Origin of the sequence: Streptosporangium sp. CA-115845 (genome assembly GCF_050943795.1) — a bacterium.
Lineage (GTDB): Bacteria > Actinomycetota > Actinomycetes > Streptosporangiales > Streptosporangiaceae > Streptosporangium.
Map to the genome: position 1 here is coordinate 1 of NZ_CP191989.1, position 19,218 is coordinate 19,218.

At 70.8% G+C, this 19,218-nt stretch carries 26 protein-coding genes; 8 read left to right on the forward strand and 18 right to left on the reverse strand.

The window, feature by feature from the left end; genetic code table 11:
- Positions 1-264, forward strand: a complete 264-nt coding sequence (locus ACQP0P_RS47890) for a DUF1883 domain-containing protein (RefSeq protein ID WP_433382678.1) — start codon at positions 1-3, stop codon at positions 262-264.
- Positions 265-453: 189 nt separating this feature from the next.
- Here the strand turns inward: ACQP0P_RS47890 and ACQP0P_RS47895 are convergent, their stop codons facing one another.
- Both ACQP0P_RS47895 and ACQP0P_RS47900 read right to left on the reverse strand, forming a co-directional pair.
- Positions 454-1,182 carry a hypothetical protein gene (locus ACQP0P_RS47895; RefSeq protein WP_433382680.1) on the reverse strand — a complete coding sequence of 243 codons (729 nt, stop codon included), beginning with the start codon at positions 1,180-1,182 and terminating at the stop codon, positions 454-456.
- Positions 1,183-1,408: 226 nt separating this feature from the next.
- The gene (locus ACQP0P_RS47900) at positions 1,409-2,242 is read right to left on the reverse strand and encodes a hypothetical protein (RefSeq protein WP_433382683.1); all 834 of its coding nucleotides are present in this window, start codon (positions 2,240-2,242) and stop codon (positions 1,409-1,411) included.
- 212 nt (positions 2,243-2,454) lie between these two features.
- Here ACQP0P_RS47900 and ACQP0P_RS47905 point away from each other — a divergent pair, with 212 nt between their 5' ends.
- From ACQP0P_RS47905 to ACQP0P_RS47915, 3 genes are all read left to right on the forward strand, one after another.
- Positions 2,455-3,225 (forward strand): hypothetical protein, encoded by a 771-nt coding sequence (locus ACQP0P_RS47905; protein ID WP_433382687.1) that lies wholly within the window; start codon positions 2,455-2,457, stop codon positions 3,223-3,225.
- Between the two features lie 10 nt (positions 3,226-3,235).
- The gene (locus ACQP0P_RS47910) at positions 3,236-3,430 is read left to right on the forward strand and encodes a hypothetical protein (protein ID WP_433382690.1); all 195 of its coding nucleotides are present in this window, start codon (positions 3,236-3,238) and stop codon (positions 3,428-3,430) included.
- Between the two features lie 582 nt (positions 3,431-4,012).
- Positions 4,013-4,237: a hypothetical protein gene (locus ACQP0P_RS47915; protein ID WP_433382693.1), complete on the forward strand. Its 225-nt coding sequence runs from the start codon at positions 4,013-4,015 to the stop codon at positions 4,235-4,237.
- A gap of 173 nt (positions 4,238-4,410) precedes the next feature.
- Here the strand turns inward: ACQP0P_RS47915 and ACQP0P_RS47920 are convergent, their stop codons facing one another.
- From ACQP0P_RS47920 to ACQP0P_RS47995, 16 genes are all read right to left on the reverse strand, one after another.
- Positions 4,411-4,602, reverse strand: a complete 192-nt coding sequence (locus tag ACQP0P_RS47920) for a hypothetical protein (protein ID WP_433382696.1) — start codon at positions 4,600-4,602, stop codon at positions 4,411-4,413.
- Positions 4,603-4,812: 210 nt separating this feature from the next.
- Positions 4,813-5,217, reverse strand: coding sequence for a hypothetical protein (locus tag ACQP0P_RS47925; RefSeq protein WP_433382699.1), 405 nt, complete (start codon positions 5,215-5,217; stop codon positions 4,813-4,815).
- Positions 5,214-6,002: a ParA family protein gene (locus tag ACQP0P_RS47930; RefSeq protein ID WP_433382702.1), complete on the reverse strand. Its 789-nt coding sequence runs from the start codon at positions 6,000-6,002 to the stop codon at positions 5,214-5,216. Before ACQP0P_RS47930 ends, ACQP0P_RS47925 begins: the two co-directional genes overlap by 4 nt.
- Before the next feature lie 160 nt (positions 6,003-6,162).
- Positions 6,163-6,294, reverse strand: a complete 132-nt coding sequence (locus ACQP0P_RS47935; protein WP_433382705.1) for a hypothetical protein — start codon at positions 6,292-6,294, stop codon at positions 6,163-6,165.
- Positions 6,295-6,439: 145 nt separating this feature from the next.
- Complete coding sequence (locus ACQP0P_RS47940) at positions 6,440-6,832, reverse strand: RapZ C-terminal domain-containing protein (RefSeq protein ID WP_433382708.1); 393 nt, start codon at positions 6,830-6,832, stop codon at positions 6,440-6,442.
- A gap of 82 nt (positions 6,833-6,914) precedes the next feature.
- A complete protein-coding gene (locus ACQP0P_RS47945) occupies positions 6,915-7,073 on the reverse strand; it encodes a hypothetical protein (RefSeq protein WP_433382711.1) in 159 nt (52 codons plus the stop codon).
- Between the two features lie 69 nt (positions 7,074-7,142).
- Positions 7,143-7,559: a hypothetical protein gene (locus ACQP0P_RS47950; RefSeq protein WP_433382714.1), complete on the reverse strand. Its 417-nt coding sequence runs from the start codon at positions 7,557-7,559 to the stop codon at positions 7,143-7,145.
- A gap of 266 nt (positions 7,560-7,825) precedes the next feature.
- Entirely contained in the window at positions 7,826-9,964 is a 2,139-nt protein-coding gene (locus ACQP0P_RS47955) for a hypothetical protein (protein ID WP_433382716.1), read from the reverse strand.
- 37 nt (positions 9,965-10,001) lie between these two features.
- Positions 10,002-11,819: a hypothetical protein gene (locus ACQP0P_RS47960; RefSeq protein ID WP_433382644.1), complete on the reverse strand. Its 1,818-nt coding sequence runs from the start codon at positions 11,817-11,819 to the stop codon at positions 10,002-10,004.
- A complete protein-coding gene (locus ACQP0P_RS47965; protein WP_433382647.1) occupies positions 11,816-12,058 on the reverse strand; it encodes a hypothetical protein in 243 nt (80 codons plus the stop codon). Before ACQP0P_RS47965 ends, ACQP0P_RS47960 begins: the two co-directional genes overlap by 4 nt.
- Positions 12,055-12,276 carry a hypothetical protein gene (locus ACQP0P_RS47970; RefSeq protein ID WP_433382650.1) on the reverse strand — a complete coding sequence of 74 codons (222 nt, stop codon included), beginning with the start codon at positions 12,274-12,276 and terminating at the stop codon, positions 12,055-12,057. Before ACQP0P_RS47970 ends, ACQP0P_RS47965 begins: the two co-directional genes overlap by 4 nt.
- On the reverse strand, positions 12,273-12,581 hold the full coding sequence (locus ACQP0P_RS47975) for a hypothetical protein (protein WP_433382652.1): 309 nt from the start codon (positions 12,579-12,581) through the stop codon (positions 12,273-12,275). The genes ACQP0P_RS47970 and ACQP0P_RS47975 overlap by 4 nt, the downstream gene beginning before the upstream one ends.
- Before the next feature lie 10 nt (positions 12,582-12,591).
- A complete protein-coding gene (locus ACQP0P_RS47980; protein ID WP_433382655.1) occupies positions 12,592-12,780 on the reverse strand; it encodes a hypothetical protein in 189 nt (62 codons plus the stop codon).
- Complete coding sequence (locus ACQP0P_RS47985; protein WP_433382658.1) at positions 12,780-13,787, reverse strand: hypothetical protein; 1,008 nt, start codon at positions 13,785-13,787, stop codon at positions 12,780-12,782. Before ACQP0P_RS47985 ends, ACQP0P_RS47980 begins: the two co-directional genes overlap by 1 nt.
- Positions 13,784-14,293 carry a hypothetical protein gene (locus ACQP0P_RS47990; RefSeq protein ID WP_433382660.1) on the reverse strand — a complete coding sequence of 170 codons (510 nt, stop codon included), beginning with the start codon at positions 14,291-14,293 and terminating at the stop codon, positions 13,784-13,786. Before ACQP0P_RS47990 ends, ACQP0P_RS47985 begins: the two co-directional genes overlap by 4 nt.
- Positions 14,290-14,532 (reverse strand): hypothetical protein, encoded by a 243-nt coding sequence (locus ACQP0P_RS47995; protein ID WP_433382663.1) that lies wholly within the window; start codon positions 14,530-14,532, stop codon positions 14,290-14,292. Before ACQP0P_RS47995 ends, ACQP0P_RS47990 begins: the two co-directional genes overlap by 4 nt.
- Before the next feature lie 166 nt (positions 14,533-14,698).
- Between ACQP0P_RS47995 and ACQP0P_RS48000 the strand changes: the two genes are divergently transcribed.
- From ACQP0P_RS48000 to ACQP0P_RS48015, 4 genes are all read left to right on the forward strand, one after another.
- Positions 14,699-15,466 (forward strand): GntR family transcriptional regulator, encoded by a 768-nt coding sequence (locus ACQP0P_RS48000; RefSeq protein WP_433382666.1) that lies wholly within the window; start codon positions 14,699-14,701, stop codon positions 15,464-15,466.
- A 68-nt stretch (positions 15,467-15,534) separates the two neighbouring features.
- Positions 15,535-16,656 (forward strand): helix-turn-helix domain-containing protein, encoded by a 1,122-nt coding sequence (locus ACQP0P_RS48005; RefSeq protein ID WP_433382669.1) that lies wholly within the window; start codon positions 15,535-15,537, stop codon positions 16,654-16,656.
- Positions 16,653-18,065, forward strand: coding sequence for a replicative DNA helicase (gene dnaB / locus ACQP0P_RS48010; protein WP_433382672.1), 1,413 nt, complete (start codon positions 16,653-16,655; stop codon positions 18,063-18,065). Before ACQP0P_RS48005 ends, dnaB begins: the two co-directional genes overlap by 4 nt.
- Positions 18,066-18,722: 657 nt before the next feature.
- Entirely contained in the window at positions 18,723-19,133 is a 411-nt protein-coding gene (locus tag ACQP0P_RS48015; protein WP_433382675.1) for a hypothetical protein, read from the forward strand.
- Positions 19,134-19,218 lie beyond the last annotated feature (85 nt).

Sequence of the window (19,218 nt, forward strand, 5' to 3'; positions counted from 1 at the left end):
GTGGACCATCTCTACTGGGACCTCGGATCTCGCGCGGGCGGTGCCTGCTTCGAGGTGGAGCTGCGCGGCTCGGCCGCCCGGGTGTGCCTCATGGACATCGACGACTACCAGGCATATCTCGACGGCGACGCGTACGACTACTACGGCGGCTTCTACGACGTCAGCCCCGTCGTCCTGGTGGTGCCCTACGACGACCGGTGGTATCTCGTCGTCGACAGCAATGGCCGACGGGTCAAGGTCGCCGTCACCGAGGTCTTCGACTGACCGAGGTTGCCCCCGCGCGCAGGGGGGCGCCCAGGGGGGCGCGCGGCGCGCCCCCCTGGGCCATGCTCCCCGCCCAGGTCGCGAGCGGTTTCGGCGGTGGCCACCGACACGAGGTAACCGGTCTGGCTGACGAGGAGTTTTCAGAGTTTCGCGAGGGGTCTACACGCGGGCGCGCGAGGCCTCGGCGGCTCACCTTTGCGGGGGAGCCGGGTGGACCTCCAGCCACTCGCGTGGGCAGAACGGGCTGGTCTCCTCCGGGCCGTCCTCGTATCCGGGGTCGGTCCGGCGCATCTGCAGGTACGGGTAGTAGGCGTGGGGGTCGGGCGCGTCCTGGTCAGGCAGGACGTACCCGGTGATGGTGTAGTCCCGGCCCACCAAGGTCACGTGCTGCCCGCGCAGGTACCCCCAGTCCACGCCCAGCTGGTAGACCGGCAGCCGCCTGCAGTACGGCGGGTTGTGCGCCCGGTGGTCGCCGACGCCGTCCGAGTAGGCCAGGCCGCACTTCGGGCACCTGGTGTAGTCCGCGGACTCCTGGCGCTCGTGCTCGCAGCGGGGGCAGTCGGCCCGGTGCTCGCGGTGCTCAAAGTGCTCGGCCATCTCGCGCTCGATCTGCGTGTCCAGGTCGGCCTCGGCGCGCAGCTCCGCGCAGTAGCACCCGTCGCAGGTGATGCAGACGCCGCATCCCCCGCACAGTGCGAGCAGGTGGTGACCGCACGCCGGGTTGACGTCGTGCTGGGGGTTGCCGTCCCAGGAGGGGATCCAGGGACGGCCGTCCCCGGGGAACGTGCGCGGGGCGGCGTTCTCCGCCTGCTGTCCCCTCGTGTGTTCGCGTTCCACGTGCTGGGCGGCGGTGCGGTACCTCTCGCCGGTTGCGGCCATCCGGGCGCGAACGGCCCTCTTGCGGTTGTCGGTCGCCATGATCATCCCTTGTGGGCTGGGGTTCCCACGCCACCCCGCCCCGGGTCTGGATCGACAAGGGCGAAGTCGTCAACCGTCGCGCGGAGCTCTGCTCCTTGTCCTCATTGCCGCCGGCGCGTGGGGCCGGTGGCTCGGAAGGGGCGGGCGCGCCGCCACTTCGCCAGGCTAGGGGGGCATCGTGCCCGCTGTCACCTGTCTTTGCCCGTGTGCTGGTGCGGGCGGCGGATCAGGCGGGGCGGAACAAGCGCCGGGATGCCTCGTTGAGCTCGTCGCCGCGCCGCAGCTGCTCCTCGGCCAGAGCGGTATGTTCGCGGATGGCGGCGAGGCCCTCGGTGTTGAACACCCGGTACGCCTCTGCGTGGGCGGTCTCGGCGGCCGCGATCTGGTCGCCGTCCCCGTCCTCCCGGGCGGCGCGGAGCTCCTCATAGGCGGCCTCGCAGGCGTCGTCCAGCTCCTGGTGCCGGGCGACCAAGGCGTCCATCCGGGGCTGGACCGCAGCGCGCGCTTCCTGGTTGCGGTCGGCGATCCGCATGAACTCGGCGAAGGCGGGCGAGTCCGCCAGCCCGGCGGGGGCGGAGGAGGACGGCCGCACGAGCGGCTCCAGGCCGCGGGCCCACCGCTCTTGGGCGGAGGGCTCCTGTGCGGCCAGGGCGTCGGCGCGGGTCTGGGCGGTCGAGCGGGCGACGTTCATGGCGGCGGCGAGCTGCCCGTAGGAGCCGCCACGGTCTTGATGGGCGCGCACGGCCGCGTCCCGGATGCCGTGCAGGCGAGGCAGGACCGTACGGTCCAAGGCGACGATGATCCCGCGCAGGCTCGCCAGGTCGTTGTCGGTGTCGCCGGTGGAGCCCTCTTCGCTGTAGCGGGAGGTGAACGTGCCGTCGCGTTCCAGCGTGCGCAGCAGTATCAGCGCCCACGCGGCCAGATGCGCCGACTCTCCTGCGGCCATCGCGTCGCCGCCCAGCAGCGCCGCTTCCTCGTCGGTCAGGGTGACGATCAGGTCCACCAGGCCCGGCGCGCCCTCGTTGATCGGGTCGTGCCGCTCGATGTGCTGAACCGGCATAGCTCCACCTCCACTGTACGGACTTCCGTACAGCAGACTGTACGGACTTCCGTGCAGTGGGGTGGGGGAAATCGCGCTCTACCCGCTGGTAACTTGCGGGAATCCGCATTCCCGTGAGTTGGGATTTCCCGCCGATTCCGCCGTTCCGCTTGCCGATGTCAGGGCTTCCTGACACTCTCGATGTCAGGAAGCCCTGACAGAAGGAGGAGCTTATGGGGTGGCAGAGCGACGACGGCGTGCACGAGGGATGGGACGCCGCGGAGTTTCCCGGCGGCCGGTTCTCGGTCGGCTCCGGAGGCGGCGGCGCGCTGGTGCGCCACTTCGCCCCCGGCCCGCTGCACGGGCAGCACCAGGGCGAGCCGGAGACGGTCGACGGCCGGACCGCGATCGGCTGGCGCGCGATGTGCGAGTGCGGCTGGCGCGGCCCGCTCTGGCAGCGCGGCACCGACCCCGGGCAGCTCTACGGCGGGCACAACGTCTACGCGCCCGACCCCGGCCCGGCGGCCGACGTCCCCGAGGCGATCGAGCACAAGCTCTACGTCGAGTGGGCGGCCCACCTGAACCCGCCGTCCCTGGTCGCCGTTGCCGACGCCGCGACCCGGGCCGAAGTCGCTCAGAGGCGCCTGGACGACGCCGTCGGCAGGGCTCGCGCCGATGGCCGCTCATGGGCTGACATCGGCGCCGCAGTCGGCATCACCCGGCAGTCCGCCCACGAGCGGTGGGCCAAGCTCTCCAGCCCGGCCCGCGCGTTCGGAGTCGGCGACCGCGTGCGGCTCCTGGTCGGACAGCAGGTGAGCTACACCGACGAGGACCTGGCCGACGAGGGCGAGGACGCCACGGTGCGCTTCAGCGTCGCGCGCGGCGCGGTCGGCCGGGTCGTGAAGGTTCGCGAGTACCCGACCCCCTTGCCGTACGTGGTCCTGACCGACGACGGCCGGGAGTTCGGGGTGGCCGAGCACGACATTGAACGCGCCGCCGTCTGAGGGAGACGCTGTGACCATCCGCTACACCGCCGCCCAGATCCGCGTCATGGTCGGGCACATCGAGAGCTGCGAGGTCTGCGGCGACGACCCGGAGATCAGCGCGGGCCTGTACGACGAGGGCCTGGCCCCCGAGGAGCTGGCCGATTTCATCGCCACCGGCCACGACCCGGCCTGGCTGAACCTGCTGACGGGCACGGCGCGATGACCCCTCTAGGTCTAGAGGCCGGCCCCTCTAGACCTAGAGGGGCCCCTAGAGCCCGATCTGGCCTCTGACCTGTGCTCTAGCGCCTAGAGGGTACGGTGGCCACCGCACCCGATGAGAACTTTCCTTACGGTTTCAAGGCGGCCCGCCACGGCGGGCCGCTGGCGTTCACGGGCCGGGCTGCGGCTCTTCGGCCGGTCCCGGTCCGCGACGCCCAGACCCCATGCGGCAGTTGCCGAACGGCCGGATACTCCCCTCATGAGACCTGAAACCGTGATCTTCGGTGTGCTCAAACGCGTCGGTGTAGTCCGTCGGGAGTCCTTCACCCTCCCTACCTTCGATCCGAAGACTGATCGAGTCACCGGACACATCAGCGCCGAAGACCTCGCAACCGAGCTCATTGACGCGTTCGGCCTGTGCAAGCACTCGGAAACCCAGTGCGAGGAGTGTGACCCGGAGGAGTAACCGCGCCGCGTGTCACCGAGGGCCAAGAGCATGCCGAGGCGGTGACCCAAGCAGTTGCCGAAAGAAACGAGCATCCCGTCGACGAGCACCAGGAGCACGCCGACGAGGTGCCAGCACCGCGTGCAGCAGCTGGTCGACGCGTTGCCGAAAGAATCTCGGCGCCACGGGTACGGCCAGGACATGAGCAACAACAAGCCCACACCGTGGGACGCCAGCGCCAAGGCGCGCATCATGTCCAACACCGCCAAGCACCCGAACAGCCCCAGCGCCCAAAGCGGCTTGAGCCGCAAGGCTCAGTCCGGCGCCGACAAGAACGCTCACCGGCAGGGAGGGAAGCATCGCTGAGGATTGCCGAATTGTTCTTATAGGGATCAAGGACGGCGGCCCTGCGGCCGCGCGGCCCGCCGCACGCCCGGCGGCCAGCCGGCCGGGCATGCGGCCTGGAGGCCGGTCCCGGCCGCCGCCGCCACGCGCGCTCGGTCCCGCTCACCGGGGCCGCCCACCCCCAGCACGTGACGTCAGGACGGCAGCATCCCGCGGTAGTGCCAGATCCAGGGATCGGCGTCCTGGAGCGGCTCGTACACCGCCCGGCGCTCCTCACCGGGGACGACCACGTACGCCCCGGTCTCCAACGCATCGTCGGCCAGCACCATCGGCCCGGGTAGCGTCGCCCCGTCCAAGGGGCCACCCAGCAAGGTCACCTCTCGCATGGCCTCGACCCTGGCTCGCGGGCCCGGCCGTGTCCCCGACTTCGAGGGATCGTGGCGAGGCCGTGACGATCGCTCGTCGGGGCAGGGGCCGTAGATGGTTGGGGCGATCGGCGCCCGAGGACCTTCGGCCCCCGGCCATCGAATCTCGTTCACGGCTCCTCGGTCCGAGATCGTGGCTTCATGACGTCACGACGCCATGAAGCCATTGCGTCATGGCGTCGATAGTTCATCCAGTAGCGCCTCACGGACTTCGGGGCGGTCGCGGGCGGCCCGGACGAGTGCGCGGATCACTTCGGACTTGTCCAGCCGTGCTCGTCCCAGCTCACGACGGATTCCCAGCAGCCACGTGTCAATCGCCAGTGACTCGTCAGGGTCATATCGGACGGTCCACGCCACCGAGTTATCAGCGGCGGGTGCGCGACGTCGTGGCGTCGTGACGTCACGACGTCGTGGCTTCACAGCGTCAGTACGTCGTGACGTCTCGACGTCATCACCTCGTGACGTCATAGGCTCCGGGGCGGCCTGCTCGTCGGCCTGCTCGTACCGGCGGCGCATCGCGGCGCCGAGATTGCCGGTGTTCGGCGGCGGCAGCTCCTTCTTCGCGGCGGCGTTCATGCGGCCACCAGAACCTTCGCCAGGGCGCGGTAGATCTCGGCGTGCTCCGACTCGGGTGCGTGCTCCTGGACCGACGTGGCGTAACGCCACGCCTCCGTGACGGGCGTACCGCGGGGCACGCTTCCAAGCATGGGGAGCGGCAAGCCCTCAAACGCAGTCACGACCGACCGGCCGATGTTCGAACGAGCGACACCGCCCGCGCCGCGCTCCAGCATCGACACCACCAGGCCGTGGATGACCAGCGGGGTCTGGCGTAGGCCAGAGTCCTCAATCGCGTCGACCTGTGCGAGCAGCAGCTCCAGGGCGCGAAGCGAGGAGTCCTCGGCCTGAACGGGGATGACGACGCCGTCAGCGGCTACCAGAGCGTTGTCCGTCATGATGTCCAGCGCGGGCGGGCAGTCGATGAGGATGTGGTCGTACTCCCCTTCGAGAGATGTCAGGACGCGCGCCAGGCGACCCTCTCGGGCGTGGACCTTGTCCAGGTCCCGGCTGATGGTGAACATCTCGCCGGTGTGGGGGATGACGTCGAGTTGGCCGGCGCCCGGCTTGCTGTGCTCGACCGCGAGGGCGGCGGCCGGGCCGCGCCACTGTCCGAGGAGAGCCGCGGCGAGGGTCGGCTGCCCTTCGGTGGTCACGGTCTTGAGCGCTCCCGTGAGGTTGCCCTGAGGGTCGACGTCGACCAGGGCGACGGCCTGGCCAAGGAACGCCAAGGCTCCGCCGAGGTTGATCGTGGTGGCCGTCTTCCCGACGCCACCTTTCTGGTTGACGACTGCTGTGATTCGCATGGCGGCACCGTAGCGCGGTGACGTCATGACGCCGTGCCGCCGTGACGCCACCGGTATCGTTCGGACATGCGAGATGTGTGAGACCTCGCGCCCCTCGTACACGCGAAGCGGGCCCGGAGGGTGATCCTCCGGGCCCGCTTTCGGTGGGGTGCCTACGCGGCTACTTCTTCTTGGAGTGGTCGTGGTTGATCGGGCTGGAGCTGACCGCCCCGCACGAGCAGGAGTAGGTGGGCTTGGCCGGGGTGGAGTTGGCGCCTGCCGGCCACTGGGTGCCGCGCGTGGTGTGTGCCATCCTGGGACTTCCCTTCTGGGACGTCAGGGGCCATCTTCGTTGGTAGCGGGAGGCCCCTGATGTGTTTGTGGTGAGCGTCCGGGTGGGCGCTCCGGGCCGCCCCCGGCCGGGATTCCGGGGGCGACGCGCAACGACCGCGCGGTGCTCAGCGCTGGATGACGGGCTTGTCGACGTCGCGGTGGTGCAGCTTCACGGCGACGCCCATGCCGATCCCGAGCATGGTCACCTCGGCGGCGATGGCGCGGGCCATGGCGACCGAGCGGTGCCGGCCGCCGACGCATCCGCACCCCACGACGACCGGGCCGCCGGTCGCGGCCGCGAGGTCCAGGGCCGAGGCCACGGTGTGGCGGATCAGGGCCGTGACGCCGGGGGTGGCCATCACGTGGTCATAGACCGTCCGGTCCAGGCCGGTCCGGTGGCGCATCTGCGGGTCGCGGTGCGGGTTGCGGAACAATCTCCGCGCGTCGATCACGATGTCGGCCTCGGGTTGCTCCTGGTGGTCGTAGCCAAAGGAGACGACCTCAACGGTGGTGGTCACAGGGGGCTCCTTCACGGTCGGGGGCAGGGAGCTGCTGCTCCGGGCACCCGCCCGACCATCGGCCGGGCGAGCACCCGCAACATCAGTCAGGAAGGACAGGTGCGCCGCTGCGGACGTCGTCTGCGTACTTTTGCCACTCTTGCGCCTTCGCGGTGTCGCCCTTCCTGTCGGCCTCTGCGGCTTTCTGATTGGCGTTCCGCACGATGATCTGGGTGAGCTTCGGTGATGCCTGGCGAGCCATGGTGATCTCCTTTGTGGTGACGGTGGGCAGGGCGGGGACAGGGCTTGGCCGGGTGAACACCGGCAAAGGTCAGCTCGTGGCCTGGTCGCGGGTTCGCCATGCGGCCGCGGCGTTCTCCACGTCCTGGCGGCTGTAACCGCGTGCCCGTGTTCCGCCTCGCTCGAAGGGACGGGGAAGGGGGACGACGCTGTAGGGACGCAGCGCGGCGGCCAGCTCGACCGGCGTCATGTCGAGCGTGGCGGCGAGATCGGCCGAGTGCAGGCGGGAGTCGTCGACGGCGGCGAAGGCGTCCAGGGCGCAGCGCAAGATCCCGGGGAGAGGCGGGCCGACTCGATCACCGGGGATCGTCTGGTCGGCTGCGGGCGGGGAGCCGGCCAAGGCCTGCCCGTAGGTGATCAGGGCCTGGCCGATGGTGGTGAGGCACTTCGCTAGCGCCTGGATGTGAACATCCGACGCTGTCGCGGCGGCTTTGGACTGCGGGGGCACTGATCCTCCTTGGTAACGGTGAGTGATCGCCGGTAGGGGTGGCGGCGCCTGCTTGACGCGCGAGGCGCGGGCGGGCGTTGGGGTGTTGGAGTCGCGGAGAAGGGGGGCGGGATGGCGTTCAGGGCCGGAAAACCGGGGGGTTCCCGAGAGGTCTAACGCCTCTAACACTCCTGTGTTTTCGCTGCTTATCAGGGTGTTAGAGGGCAACGGCGGGGGGTGTTGGCGTGTTAGGCCCCAACGTTGGGGCCTAACACGCCGTTTCCAGGTCAGGACGAGGTGCCGGCAGCGGGCGGAGCCTCCCCACGGCCGATACGCTCCGCAGCCGCCTGAACATCGGTGAGGGTGTACCCGCGGCGCGCCCTGCCGCCCCTCTGGAAGGGCTGCTCCCGGGGGGCGATCTCGTAGGGGCGCAGCGCGTCGGCCAGCTCGACCGGCGTCATGCCGAGCACCTCGGCCAGATCAGCCGAGTGCATCCGGTCATCGTCGGCCGCAGTGAAGGCGCCCAGGACACGGGCCACGATCTCCGGGAGCGGCCGGGCCGGAGTCGCCGGCGCCGGGGTCACGGGGTGCATCTGCTCGGCGTGCAGGGTACGGCGGGGAAGCGCCCAGTCGGCCGCGCTCGCGGCCGGGACGGCCGGACGGGCAGAGGGCACCAGGTCGGCCCACCTGCTGGCATCGGAGGTGGCGCCGCCGGGCAGCACCGTCAGACGGCGCGGCCCCGCCTTGGGGGCAGGCTGCTGGGCAGCGGGCTGCGAAGCGAACGCCTCCGCCGCCCCCAGCTCCTCGCCCTGGCCGTCGTGGCCGTCGCGGTCGGTGAACGCGCGGGCCATCCGCTCCATCCGACTGGCATAGGCCGGGCCGGCCGCCTGAGCCGAAGCGGAATCCAGGTCCGGGCGCAGCGCCGCGATGGCCAGCGCCGCCTCCTCCACCTGGGCGGGCAGCACGTTGTAGCCACGAAACGGCCGCGGGGAGTTGCCGTCCAGGGCCAGGAAGCCGGTGCCCTTGCCGCCCAGCTGGTCCATGCTCAGCTTGGCGCCGGTCGACCAGCCGAACATGTGCCCCAGCTCCTCGGGGTCGGGGCCATACATCTGCACCCGCACCCCGGACTGCTTGCGCATGTTGACCGGCACCAGGTCACCGGTCGGCCGCAGGCTGGAGATGATCAGGTTGACCGCCTCGTTGCGGCCGATGTTCTGCAACTCGCCGATCAGCTTGGCCAGATCGCGGTCGGCAACGGCGTTGGCGCCCTCGTCGACGACGATCGTGATCTGCGGCAGCTGAGGGCTGACCGGCAACAGGTTGGTGTCGTGGGCCCGCTTGAGCTTGCGGTAGCTGGCCTTGCGGTGCTTGGCGATGGCGATCGCGGAGGCGAGCATCGCCTTGCCCTCGGCCAGGTTCGGCGCGGCCCAGTCGATCGGGCAGCGCCGCACCCGCCCGTCCAGCCACACGTCGATCCACGGCTGGGTCAGGCCACCGCCGTTGAGGTCCAGGTGCCAGACCAGGTTGTCGCGGCAGCGGCCCAGCGCGATGGACACCACCTGTAGCAGCGTCGTCTTGCCCGAACCGCGCTTGCCCGCGATCAGCGACGCCTCCTCGCGGACCTCGGCGCCGGCCGCATCGGAGTTGGCGTACTCGCCCCACACGATCGGCTCCAGGATCGAGCGCGGGCTGTAGTCGGCCGGATAGCCGATGGTCTGGCTGATCCGGTTGACCGTGGAGACGCGCACCATCACCTGGCTACGGCCCGCCCCAGGCACGCCCCGCACCTCCACGCTGCACCCCTCGGGCAGGTCTGCGGCCGTCGCCAGCGCCTCGGCGCGGCCGGCCAGGTCGGCGCGGGTCGCCCCGCTGGGCGGCAGCGTCACCTGCACGTCGTAGCCGCACCCGTTGTCCCAGGCCCGCACGCTGGTCACGACGACGTCGATGCGGCAGACCCGGCGGATGGTGGCCTCCCACCGGGCGCCCACCGCCGAGTCCGACCGCAACACCACGGCCGAACCTGGGCGGGCCGCGGCCGCGCCCTTGGGGCTGACCCGGCCCAGGCCCGACATCAGCCCGGCCATCGCCGCGCCGATGCCCAGGCTGGCCCAAGCGGCCTGCGTCCAAGGGGTGGTGGCCAGGGTGTAGGTCCACCAGGACCCGGCCCCCACCCAGCAGCCCAGCCGATACAACAACGCGGCCGGGGGCAGATTGCGGTGGGCACCGGCCGCCACCATGGCCAGCGCCCCCGCGACGGTGGCCACGCCACCCCAGATCGGCTCCAGGGCGGCCAGGTCGCCGACCGTCGCGGCGGCGGCCAGGGCCAGCGAGCCCTGCACGGTCGCGCTGATGGGGCCGCGCGGGGTCAGCGACCAGTCCACCGGCGCCGGGGCCGTGCTCTTGGCCTTCTTGGTGTGGGTGCCCACCGTCGTTCTCCTCTCGTATGTGCAGGTCGGGGCGGCTTTAGATGCGGCCGACGTCCCACATCTGCTCGTTGGTGCGCGGCGCCTCCTCGCGCCGCAGGTCATCGGCGTGGGCCTGGCGGAACAGCACCGCCACCTCCTCGGCGACCGGGACCAGCTGGGCCAGGCCCTGATACAGCTGGTGGATCGCCTCGACCACGGCCGGGTCGATGGGGTACTCGCCCTGAAGGCGCATGGTGTAGGTGCGCACCGCCATCGCGATGTTGGCCGGCACCTCGTTCAGCTGGTCCAGCTCCCGGGCAACGGCCCACATGTCGGCGGGCGCGTGTCCGGCGGCGGCGGCGTTGACCTCGGCCGCGGCGATGGCAAGCGGGTTGGCGCTCATGGATTGGGTCCTCCTGTAGATACGGGTGGTCTGCGGTGAAGGCGTGCTCTGGGCCGCCTCACCGGCGGGGATGCGAAAGAAGTTGATCGAGTAGCCGCACCCGCAGGTGACGACGGTCTTGGCCTGGCCGCCCGGGACGGTGACCTCATGGGAGGCACCGCACCGGGGGCAGGTGACGGTCGCGCTGATGGGCGGCTCCGGCTCACCGTGGACGACCGAGATCTGCTCCTCGGTCTCCTGCGGGGCGTCCTGCTTCGTCTCCTCCTTCGTGTCGTCGCTCTTGGTGTCCTGCTCGGACTCCTGGCCGTCCTGAGCGACGGCGGTCTTGCGGGCCCGGTAGCGGCGCACCCGCTCCACCAGCAGGGCGACCAGCGCCACCAGGGAGGCGGTCAGCTGCGCATCCCAGCCGCTCAGCGCCGCCGCCGCCCGGCGCCGCCTCGCGGTGAACCCACCGTCGGCGCCGCGCATGGCCTTCCAGGCGGTGGAGACCCGGCCGCCGGTCCGCCGGTCGGCCCACGCACCCACCCGGCGTGCCCGCGCGGCGACGATCCGGCCGGCGCCGCCTACCGTGCGCCGCGCGGCGGCCGTGGTGGCCCGGTAGGCGCGCTTGGCCCGCTGCTTGGTCCGGGCGGCGGCCTCCTGGACCTGGGCGTCGGTGCGGGCCGAGGCCGCACGCACCCGCTGGGCTCCGGTACGGGCCGCCCCCGCGGTGCGGGTCCCGGCCTGACGTGCCAGGCCAGTGACCCGGCGGCCGAAGTTGCGAGACGCGGTCGAGCTGGTCGCCGCGCCCCGCTTGGCCTTCGCCCCCGTGCTTGTCGTGGTCCGGCGGCCCGTCCTCGATGCAGCCGACCCGGTCGACCCGGAGGCGCGGCCGCGCGCACTGCGCGAACGGTCCCCGCCGAACAGGCCACCCAGCCCCGCCGAACCCGACCCCGCACCGCGGCCGCTCGTCGACCGGCGCGAACTCCCGCCGAACAGCCCGGCCCCCGCACCCGAGGACCGGCCACCGAAGGAGCGCGAGGCCCGCTTCGTGCGGCCCTCGCTGCGCAGGGCGCCGAACACCCCGGGCCCGCCCGAGGAGCCGCCGGACGAGCGGCGGCCGCCGTGACCGCCACGCCCGGCCTCCCAGCTCACTCCCGACATGGAGCGCTGACGGCGCTGGTGGCGGTGACGGACGTAGGCCACGGCGCTGCCGCCGGTCAGCACCGCCCCGCCGATCAGGCCGGGCAGCCCGAGCAGCTGATACAGGCTGGCCAGGGTCACCGACGCCGTCGACAGGCCCCCGGCGGCCAGGTGCGCCGCCGGGATGCCCTCGGGCCGCTCGTCCTCGTCCTCGTCGCCCAGATCGACGTCGTCCTCCCACAGCTCCGCAGCCGGGGCAGAGTGGGTGTCCGGGGGGATCACGGTCCCCTCGATCGGCTCGGTCTCCTCGGGCGTACCCGCCGCGGCCTGGGTCGTGTGGTTGGTCGTCATCGGGAGCTCCGGGAGCGGGGGGCGGGCTTGGACTGAGCGGTCAGGGAGGCCAGGACGGCGCGGTGGGCTGCCCGCAGCGCCGACAGCGCCGCCAGGCCGGCCACCAGCCCGGCCAGCCACGCCGCCGCCACAACGGGCAGGGACGTCAGGGACAGCAGCCACCAGGCCAGCGCCGAGATGACGGCCACGCCGATCAGGTGGGCGCCGATGCCCGCGGGCCGGGCGGCGCGGCGGCTCATCGGGCCACCTCCACCAGGGCGAGGCGGTCGGCGACGGCCAGCAGCTGGGCCGGGCGCGCCCCCGCCGCCGGCAGCTGGCCCCGCTGCGCCAGGTGGTCGCGCAGGTAGCCCAGCGGGTCGATCTCCTGGCGCTCGATCGCGGCGAAGGTCGCGCGGGCGCAGGCCAGCAGGGCGGCGTGTTCGCAGGCCAGCAGCGCCAGCCGGTCGTGGTCCGTCATGACTCGCTTCCTTCCAGGGCCAGGTCGAACAGGGGCTCCTGGCGCTCGCACACCGCGCACGGCTCCCACACCCGGCGGTCGTGGCGCTTGGGGTCGGCGCACTGCTGGGCCTCGGGGATCAGCGGCAGCGTGGCCACGTGCTGCTCCAGCTCCTGCTGGGCGGGGCCGGGGGCGTACCAGTCGCGGCCGATCCGCCCGCAGGTGCACACCAGCCGGTAGACCTTGCCGAACTCGCCGGCGGTGCGGGCGATCGACGGCCGGTGGCGCACGGGCGCCGCCTTCTCGGGGGACTTCTTGCGGGACACTCGGACCTCCTCAGCAGTCGTAGGCGGCGCCGTCGCGGTAGTCCGCGACCGGGCCGGGCGGGATGGTGGACGTGGCCGGGGCCGGGGCGCAGGTCGGCAGCGGGGCCTCCTGCACCACCGGCGCCGACTCCGGGGCCGCGCACGCGGCCAGGGCCAGGGCGGCGGCGGCCACCGCAGTGGTCAGGCGAAGACGGGTCATCACGCGGCACCTCCGGCCAGGGCGTTCTGCACTCGGCCAGCGGTGCGGGTACCGCACCCCAGCGCTTTGCGGATTTTGTGGACTCCCGGCGAGGGGGACAGCTCCCCGGCGGCGATCATCTGCCGCACCCGGGCGGCCAGGGCCTCGATGTCTGCGGAGGTGTACCGGCCGTACTCGCCCTCGTCGTCGGAGACCTCGTTTTCGCTGATCCCGGGGGTGGTACGGGGGGTGGTACCCCTTCCGGCGGGGAGCACCGAGAGGACCTTCCACAGGGTCGGCAGCAGCCAGATCGCGGTCACCGCCCCCAGCGGCCCCAGCGAGTGGACGATCAGCGGCAGCAGGTCGAATCCCGACCACTGGATCGCCGGCCAGCAGTTGAGCACCAGCGTCAGGCCCAGCAGCAGCGCTTCGGCCTTGAAGAGCTTGCGGCCCTCGGGGCTCTTGCGGTCGATCGGCCGCCCGCGCATCGCGGCGTAGGCCTGGACGGTCACGGCCGCCAACAGCGGCAGGCTCAGAATCGGCTCGACGCCGAACGCCGCCCACCAGCCGACGGAGTCGGGGTCCAGCTTGAGCCCCTTGGCCACCGAGTCCTGCACGCCGATCGAGCTGACGCCCAACGCGATGGTGGCCGCGGACATCGCCATGACCGTGGTGGTCCGGCGCACCCGCGCGTCGCTCCAGGCCAGCGCGTCCGGGTCCTGGGCCAGGGCGTAGAGCCGGGCGGCCTCGGCGACCTTCTGACGGCGCTTGCGCACCCGGGGCGTGTCGACCAGCAGCGGCGCCTCGTCGTCCTGGAGGGCCACCAGGCGGTGGGCCTCGGCGACCCGGGCACGCAGGTCCCGGACCCGCTTGGTCTCACCCTCTTCGACGACCTCGGCAACCTCGACCACCTCGGCGATCGGGGCCGGCACCCGCAGGACCGGGGCGTGCGCGGCGGCGTACAGCTCGATCTCGGCCAGGCCGCGCGTGACGTCGTCCGGGTCCGGGGTCGGGATCGCGGTGTTCATCGGCCCTCCCCGTTCAGTCGGGCGTCCAGGCGAGAGAGCCAGGCGTCGCTGGTGTGCCCCGGGCACGTCTCCACGCAGATACCGCCCTGCCAGACGCACCGGCAGGAGTCGCCCGGGTCCGGCACGGGGACCGAGGTCGCGGTGCGTCGGCCCCGCCAGAAGCGGCGCGGCCGGTCCTGAGTGGAGGCGATGACCTCAGTCAGCTCCGGTCGCGAAATGGCCCGGCAGCGCTCGGCGTGCTCCTGTGCGCTCTCCCGGGCCTCGTCCAGGGCGCGATAGCCGGGCTCGTTGTAGGTGTCGCCCTCGCGGCCGTACGCGTCACAGCCGAGGCAACGCCAGTTGAAGCCGCCGACCTCATAGCGCTGGTCAGGGGAAGCCGCGTATGGGGCGCCGCGGTAGGACCACTTTGCGGTGAAGCGGTGGGAATGCAGGTCGACGGTGGCGCCGCCGACGGTGAGGTAGCGGGTGATGACGCCCTCAGGCCACGGCGTGTTGGCGACGGTCACCAGGCCACCGCCTCGGCGTCGAGCTCGGCGGCGAGCAGGTCGTCGGCCTCGGCGAGCAGGTCGTCGAGGATGTCGGCGGCGGCCGCGCGGCGCGCCATCATGTCCGCCCAGCTCTCACCGGGCAGGCTCAGCACGGTCAGTTCCGGGGTCATCCGGGACAGCGCGTAGGCCAGGGAACTGGCGTCCAGGTCGTCGGCCGCGGTGCGAGGCCGGGGGATGCGGGGGATGATGGATTCCATCGGGCCACGTCCTTCCAGGTGGTTGGTCCGGTCAAGGCCCTGGCGGGATGCAGCCGCTGGGGCCTTCTTGTTGCCCAGACCAACTCTGTTGGTCTGTCGACAGTGTTATGAGAACACAGGAATCCGACTCTGTAAACAGACCAACAGCGTGGGTTAGGGTGATCGCATGAGTGGTACGACTGACGGCAGATCACGACAGCTCCGGATCGCAGACGATCTCCGGGCGAAAATCGAATCGGGCGAGTTCCAGCCAGGTGACAGACTTCCTGGCCTGCCTGATCTGGCCAACACCTACGGCGTCAGTCTTGTCACAGTCCGGCACGCGATCTCAAAGCTCAAGCAGGAGGGGCTTGTCGTCTCCCAGCAGGGCAAGGGCAATTTTGTGCGGAAGAAGCTCCGCGTACGCCGATACGGCATCGAGCGATACAGCCGGTCAGTCTGGGGCGGCGAACAGCCGAAATCGATCCTGGAAGCAGAGGGTGACAAACAGGGACGGAATGTAGGCCAGGCTACGGAAGCTGATCAGGTGCCGGCACCGGCCTTCGTGGCGGAACGCCTGCTAGGAGTGGCCGAGGGAGATCTTGTACACGTCCGGCGCAGAGTGACGACGATTGACGGCGTGATCAACCAGTCCGCCGATTCCTACTTCACACTTGCGCTCGGAGAGCAGGCTCCCGTCCTGGTCACTGGTAGGGGTCGCGGTGGGCACATCGCACGGATCAACGCAATCTCACCAGTCCTTGAGATTCAAGAAGAGCTCGAAGCTCGAATGCCTACCGCGCCAGAGTCGGCGCTCTTGGAGATCCCCGAGGGGACGCCCGTGGTGGAGGTGATCCGCACTTACCACACAGAGATGGGCCCTCTCGATGTCACACGGTTCATCATCAGGGCCGACATGGCCGCATTCGACTACCGATTCCTGGTCCCCGACTAACGTCACTCGTGGCGGTGATCCAGATCGGGGCAGGACGTAAAGCCCTCGCGGCCTATAGACATCGCCGCATGACGACCTACACCCACACTGACCAGTCCAGACATGAGAAAGGCCGGGAGCGCCAACTCCCGGCCCGCAAGTTCTCCCGCACAGCCCGCACAGAAAGAACTACCTCATCCATGAGCGTACCCACCTCTGTTGAAACCGTCATACCCCGCGTGGTCCGCCGGGGTGAACTTGACTGGGTCAAGTTCGACATCGAGCTGGCCCGCGATGGGTCGGTGGACCCGGTCGACAAGGCGTTGTACGCCGCGTTGGCCTCGTTCGTCGACGTCGAGGGGCGAGACAGCGACCCCGACCCCGAGGGCGACGACGTGCCCACACGAGCCCGGCTGGCCGCGTGCATCGGCCGGTCGGTCGACACCGTGGATCGGGTGACCAAACGGCTGGAGGAGCGCGGCCTGCTCCACGTTCAGCGCCGCCGCGACCCGGACAACCCTCGGGCGCACCTGCCGAGCATCTACGAACTGCTGGATCACGAGCGGTGGGACGAGCGCGCTGCGGCCCGTGCCGCTGCACGGGCGGCGGCTAGGGGTAGCCGCACCGGTGCGGCTAGGGGTAGCCGCATGGATGCGGCCAGGGGTAGCCGCATGGATGCGGCCAGGGGTAGCCGCACCGGTGCGGCGGTTCCTCTTCTTCCTGAGAATGTCTCTCTCTCAGAGGCGCGCGGGGCGCGCGATGCGGGGGAGAGTCCCGTGCCTATGGCGCCCGCTGTGACGGCTGATCCGGGAGAGAGAGAGAGGGATCTCCGCGAGGAGGAGGCCCAGGCTGTCGCCCAGGCGTGGACGGCCGGCACGGGCCTGCCGCGCGTCCCTCGCAGCGAGGAGGAGATCGCCCGCCAGGCGCTGGAGCTTCTGCGTGAGGGCCACCAAGCCGATCACCTTGCCTCAGTGGCCCGCTGGATGGGCGGACAGGGATGGAGGGATCTCGGGTATGCCCTGACCGCCAAGAGCGCTCCTAGGCCCCTCTCAGAGGCTCCTGGGGCGCTTCCAGGACCGTTCGGGAGTGAGGCGTGTGGCGAGTGTGACCCTGACCGGATGATCGAGACCGGCGACGGGCGTGTGATGTACTGCCCGCGCTGTCACCCCAAGGGTGCGGGTCTGGGCCTTGCTGCGGGGGTGACCTCATGAGCGCTGAGCCGTACGAGGTGCAGGATGACCAGGGTGTGGGCCGGTCCATGCCGCACGACATCGACGCCGAGCAAAGCGTCCTGGGCGCGCTGCTGATCGCGCCCCGCTACGTCGACGAGGTCGCCGCCAGCATCCGGCCGGGCGACTTCTACCGGCCCAGCCACCAGATCATCGCAAGCGTGATCTACGACCTCAACGCCCGCGGTGAGGCCATCGACGCCGTCACCGTGCTGGACGCCCTGGCCCGGCGCGGCGAGCCGACCCGGGTTGGTGGCGCGGCCTACCTGCACACGCTGACGGCGGTCGTGCCCACGGCCGCGAACGTCGGCTACTACGTGCGGATCGTCCGGGAGCGGGCGCAGTTGCGCGGGCTGATCGAGGCCGGGACCCGCATCGCCTCCTACGGCTACACCGGCGATGGCGACGGGGTGGAGGCGCTGCTGGCCCAGGCCCACCAGGACCTCCTGGCGGTAGAGGCCGGCGACGTCGACGACCTCGTGGGCGTCGACGCGCTGATGCCGGATCTGCTGGACGGCCTGGAGCGCGGAGATACCTCCGATCGGGTCCCGCTGCCCTACCTGGACCTCAACGAGCTGCTGGGCGGGCTGAAGGGCGGGCAGCTGGTGATCGTGGGTGCTCGCCCGGCGGTCGGTAAGTCGGTGGTGGCGCTCGACATCGCCCGGCACGCCGCGCTGCGCTGTGGCCTGCCGGTGTTCTTCGCCTCCCTGGAGATGTCGGCGCGCGAGCTGGGGCGGCGCATGCTGGCCGCCGAGGGGCGCGTCATGCTCGACCACCTGGAGAACAACCAGCTCACCGAGGAGGACTGGCAGAAGGTGACCGAGGCTGGGGCGCGGATCGCCGAGAGCCCGCACCTGGTCATCGACGAGACCCCGAACGTCAGCGTGGAGCGGCTGCGTGCCAGGCTGCGCAAGATGGCCCGCTCCGAGGTCGGCGCGGCCCGGCTGCTGATCGTCGACTACCTGCAACTGATGCGACCCCTGGCCGTCTCGGGGCGTAAGAGCCCAGAGAACCGTCAGGTGGAGGTCGCCGAGATGAGCCGGGACCTCAAGCTGCTCGCCAAGGAGTTCGACATCCCTGTCGTGGTGCTGGCCCAGCTGAACCGGGGGGTCGAGCAGCGCGCCGAGAAGAAGCCGATGATCTCCGACTTGCGCGAGAGCGGCGCCCTGGAGCAGGACGCCGACGTCGTGATCCTGCTGAGCCGTGAGGCTGATCAGGAGTCCTCGGCCCGGGGCGAGCTGGACCTGATCGTCGGCAAGAACCGGGCGGGCCGGACCGGGGTGGTGTCGGTCGCGTTCCAGGGGCACCATGCCCGCGCGGTCGACATGTACCGGCCCGACCGGCCCGCGCCGAAGGCCGCCCCGCATCTGCGGGCGATCCCCAGCCCGTAGGCGGTGCGGGGTGCTTTACGGCGTCAAGGAGGGCGCAGCGTCTCGCCAGTTTCGCCAGTTTCGCCAGGACTCCTACCCGCGTAGGCACATAGGGGTTTCCGGAGTTTCCGGAGCCCCTACGCGCGGGTGCGAGGCGGCGGCCGGGGCGGATCCGGCAGCCCACGATGGCCGGTGACATGGGGAGACGCCCGCTGACTTTCGATAAAAACCGGAGTTACTGATCCGAGGGCGGATCGGTCCCCTCGCCGCAGGCCGCTGGGCGCCAGGACCAAGAGGACGAGGAGCCCCGTCCGGCGACGTCGCCGGGGAGTGGCGCGAACCGTGGTCACAGAAGATCCACACCATGACAGAGAAGACGACGAGGAGACGCCAGAGAGCACGAACACCCACGAGACAACGACCACGAAACCACAGCGACAGACCAGACAGTTCAGACTGAAGATCCATCAGAAGGAATGAACCCTCAGAAATCACAGTGCTAAGGCATCGTCATTTCATGACGATGCGTAGCAGACCATCAACAGCAAGATCACAGACAGTGCTAAGGTATCGGTCACTTCGTGACGATACGGGCACAATCAACTACCTCCGGTTAGCACTGGGAGAGATCGGCGCACAATGGCCTTTCCTGTCCCGGTGACATACGAGGTGAGCTTCTTGGCCGATCAGCGACAGCCCACGACGCAAACTCAGCAGTGCCCTACCTGCCAGGCCGGTCCCGGCCCCGACAACAGCCTGACCATCATGGGAGGCGCCGAGACCCTCACCAAGATCTGGCACACTCCCGACTGCGCCACCCACCTGGAATGGCAGCAGCGGATGCAGGCCGGAGTCGAGAAGGCGCGCCAGGAGGAGGAGTGGGCGGCCGTGGCCTTCCCCGCCGGCTACGCCCGTCTGCAGGAGGCACTGGGGGAGCTGTCCGCCGAACAGCGTGGCACTCCGTTCGTCGCCGCGCTGGCCGAGCTGGCCGAGCTCCAGGCCACCCGCCGAGCCTCTGGCGGGGGGTTTGTCATCCTGCCCGAATGGGCCGAGATCTTCGACCGGCACTTCCCGCCGGTGCAGCCGTAGCCGAACCTCGGAGCGCGGCCGGGGCCGATCGTCCGCGCGTGGACAACGGCTTCCCGCCCCTTGGGTGACCGGCTACTAATGTTCT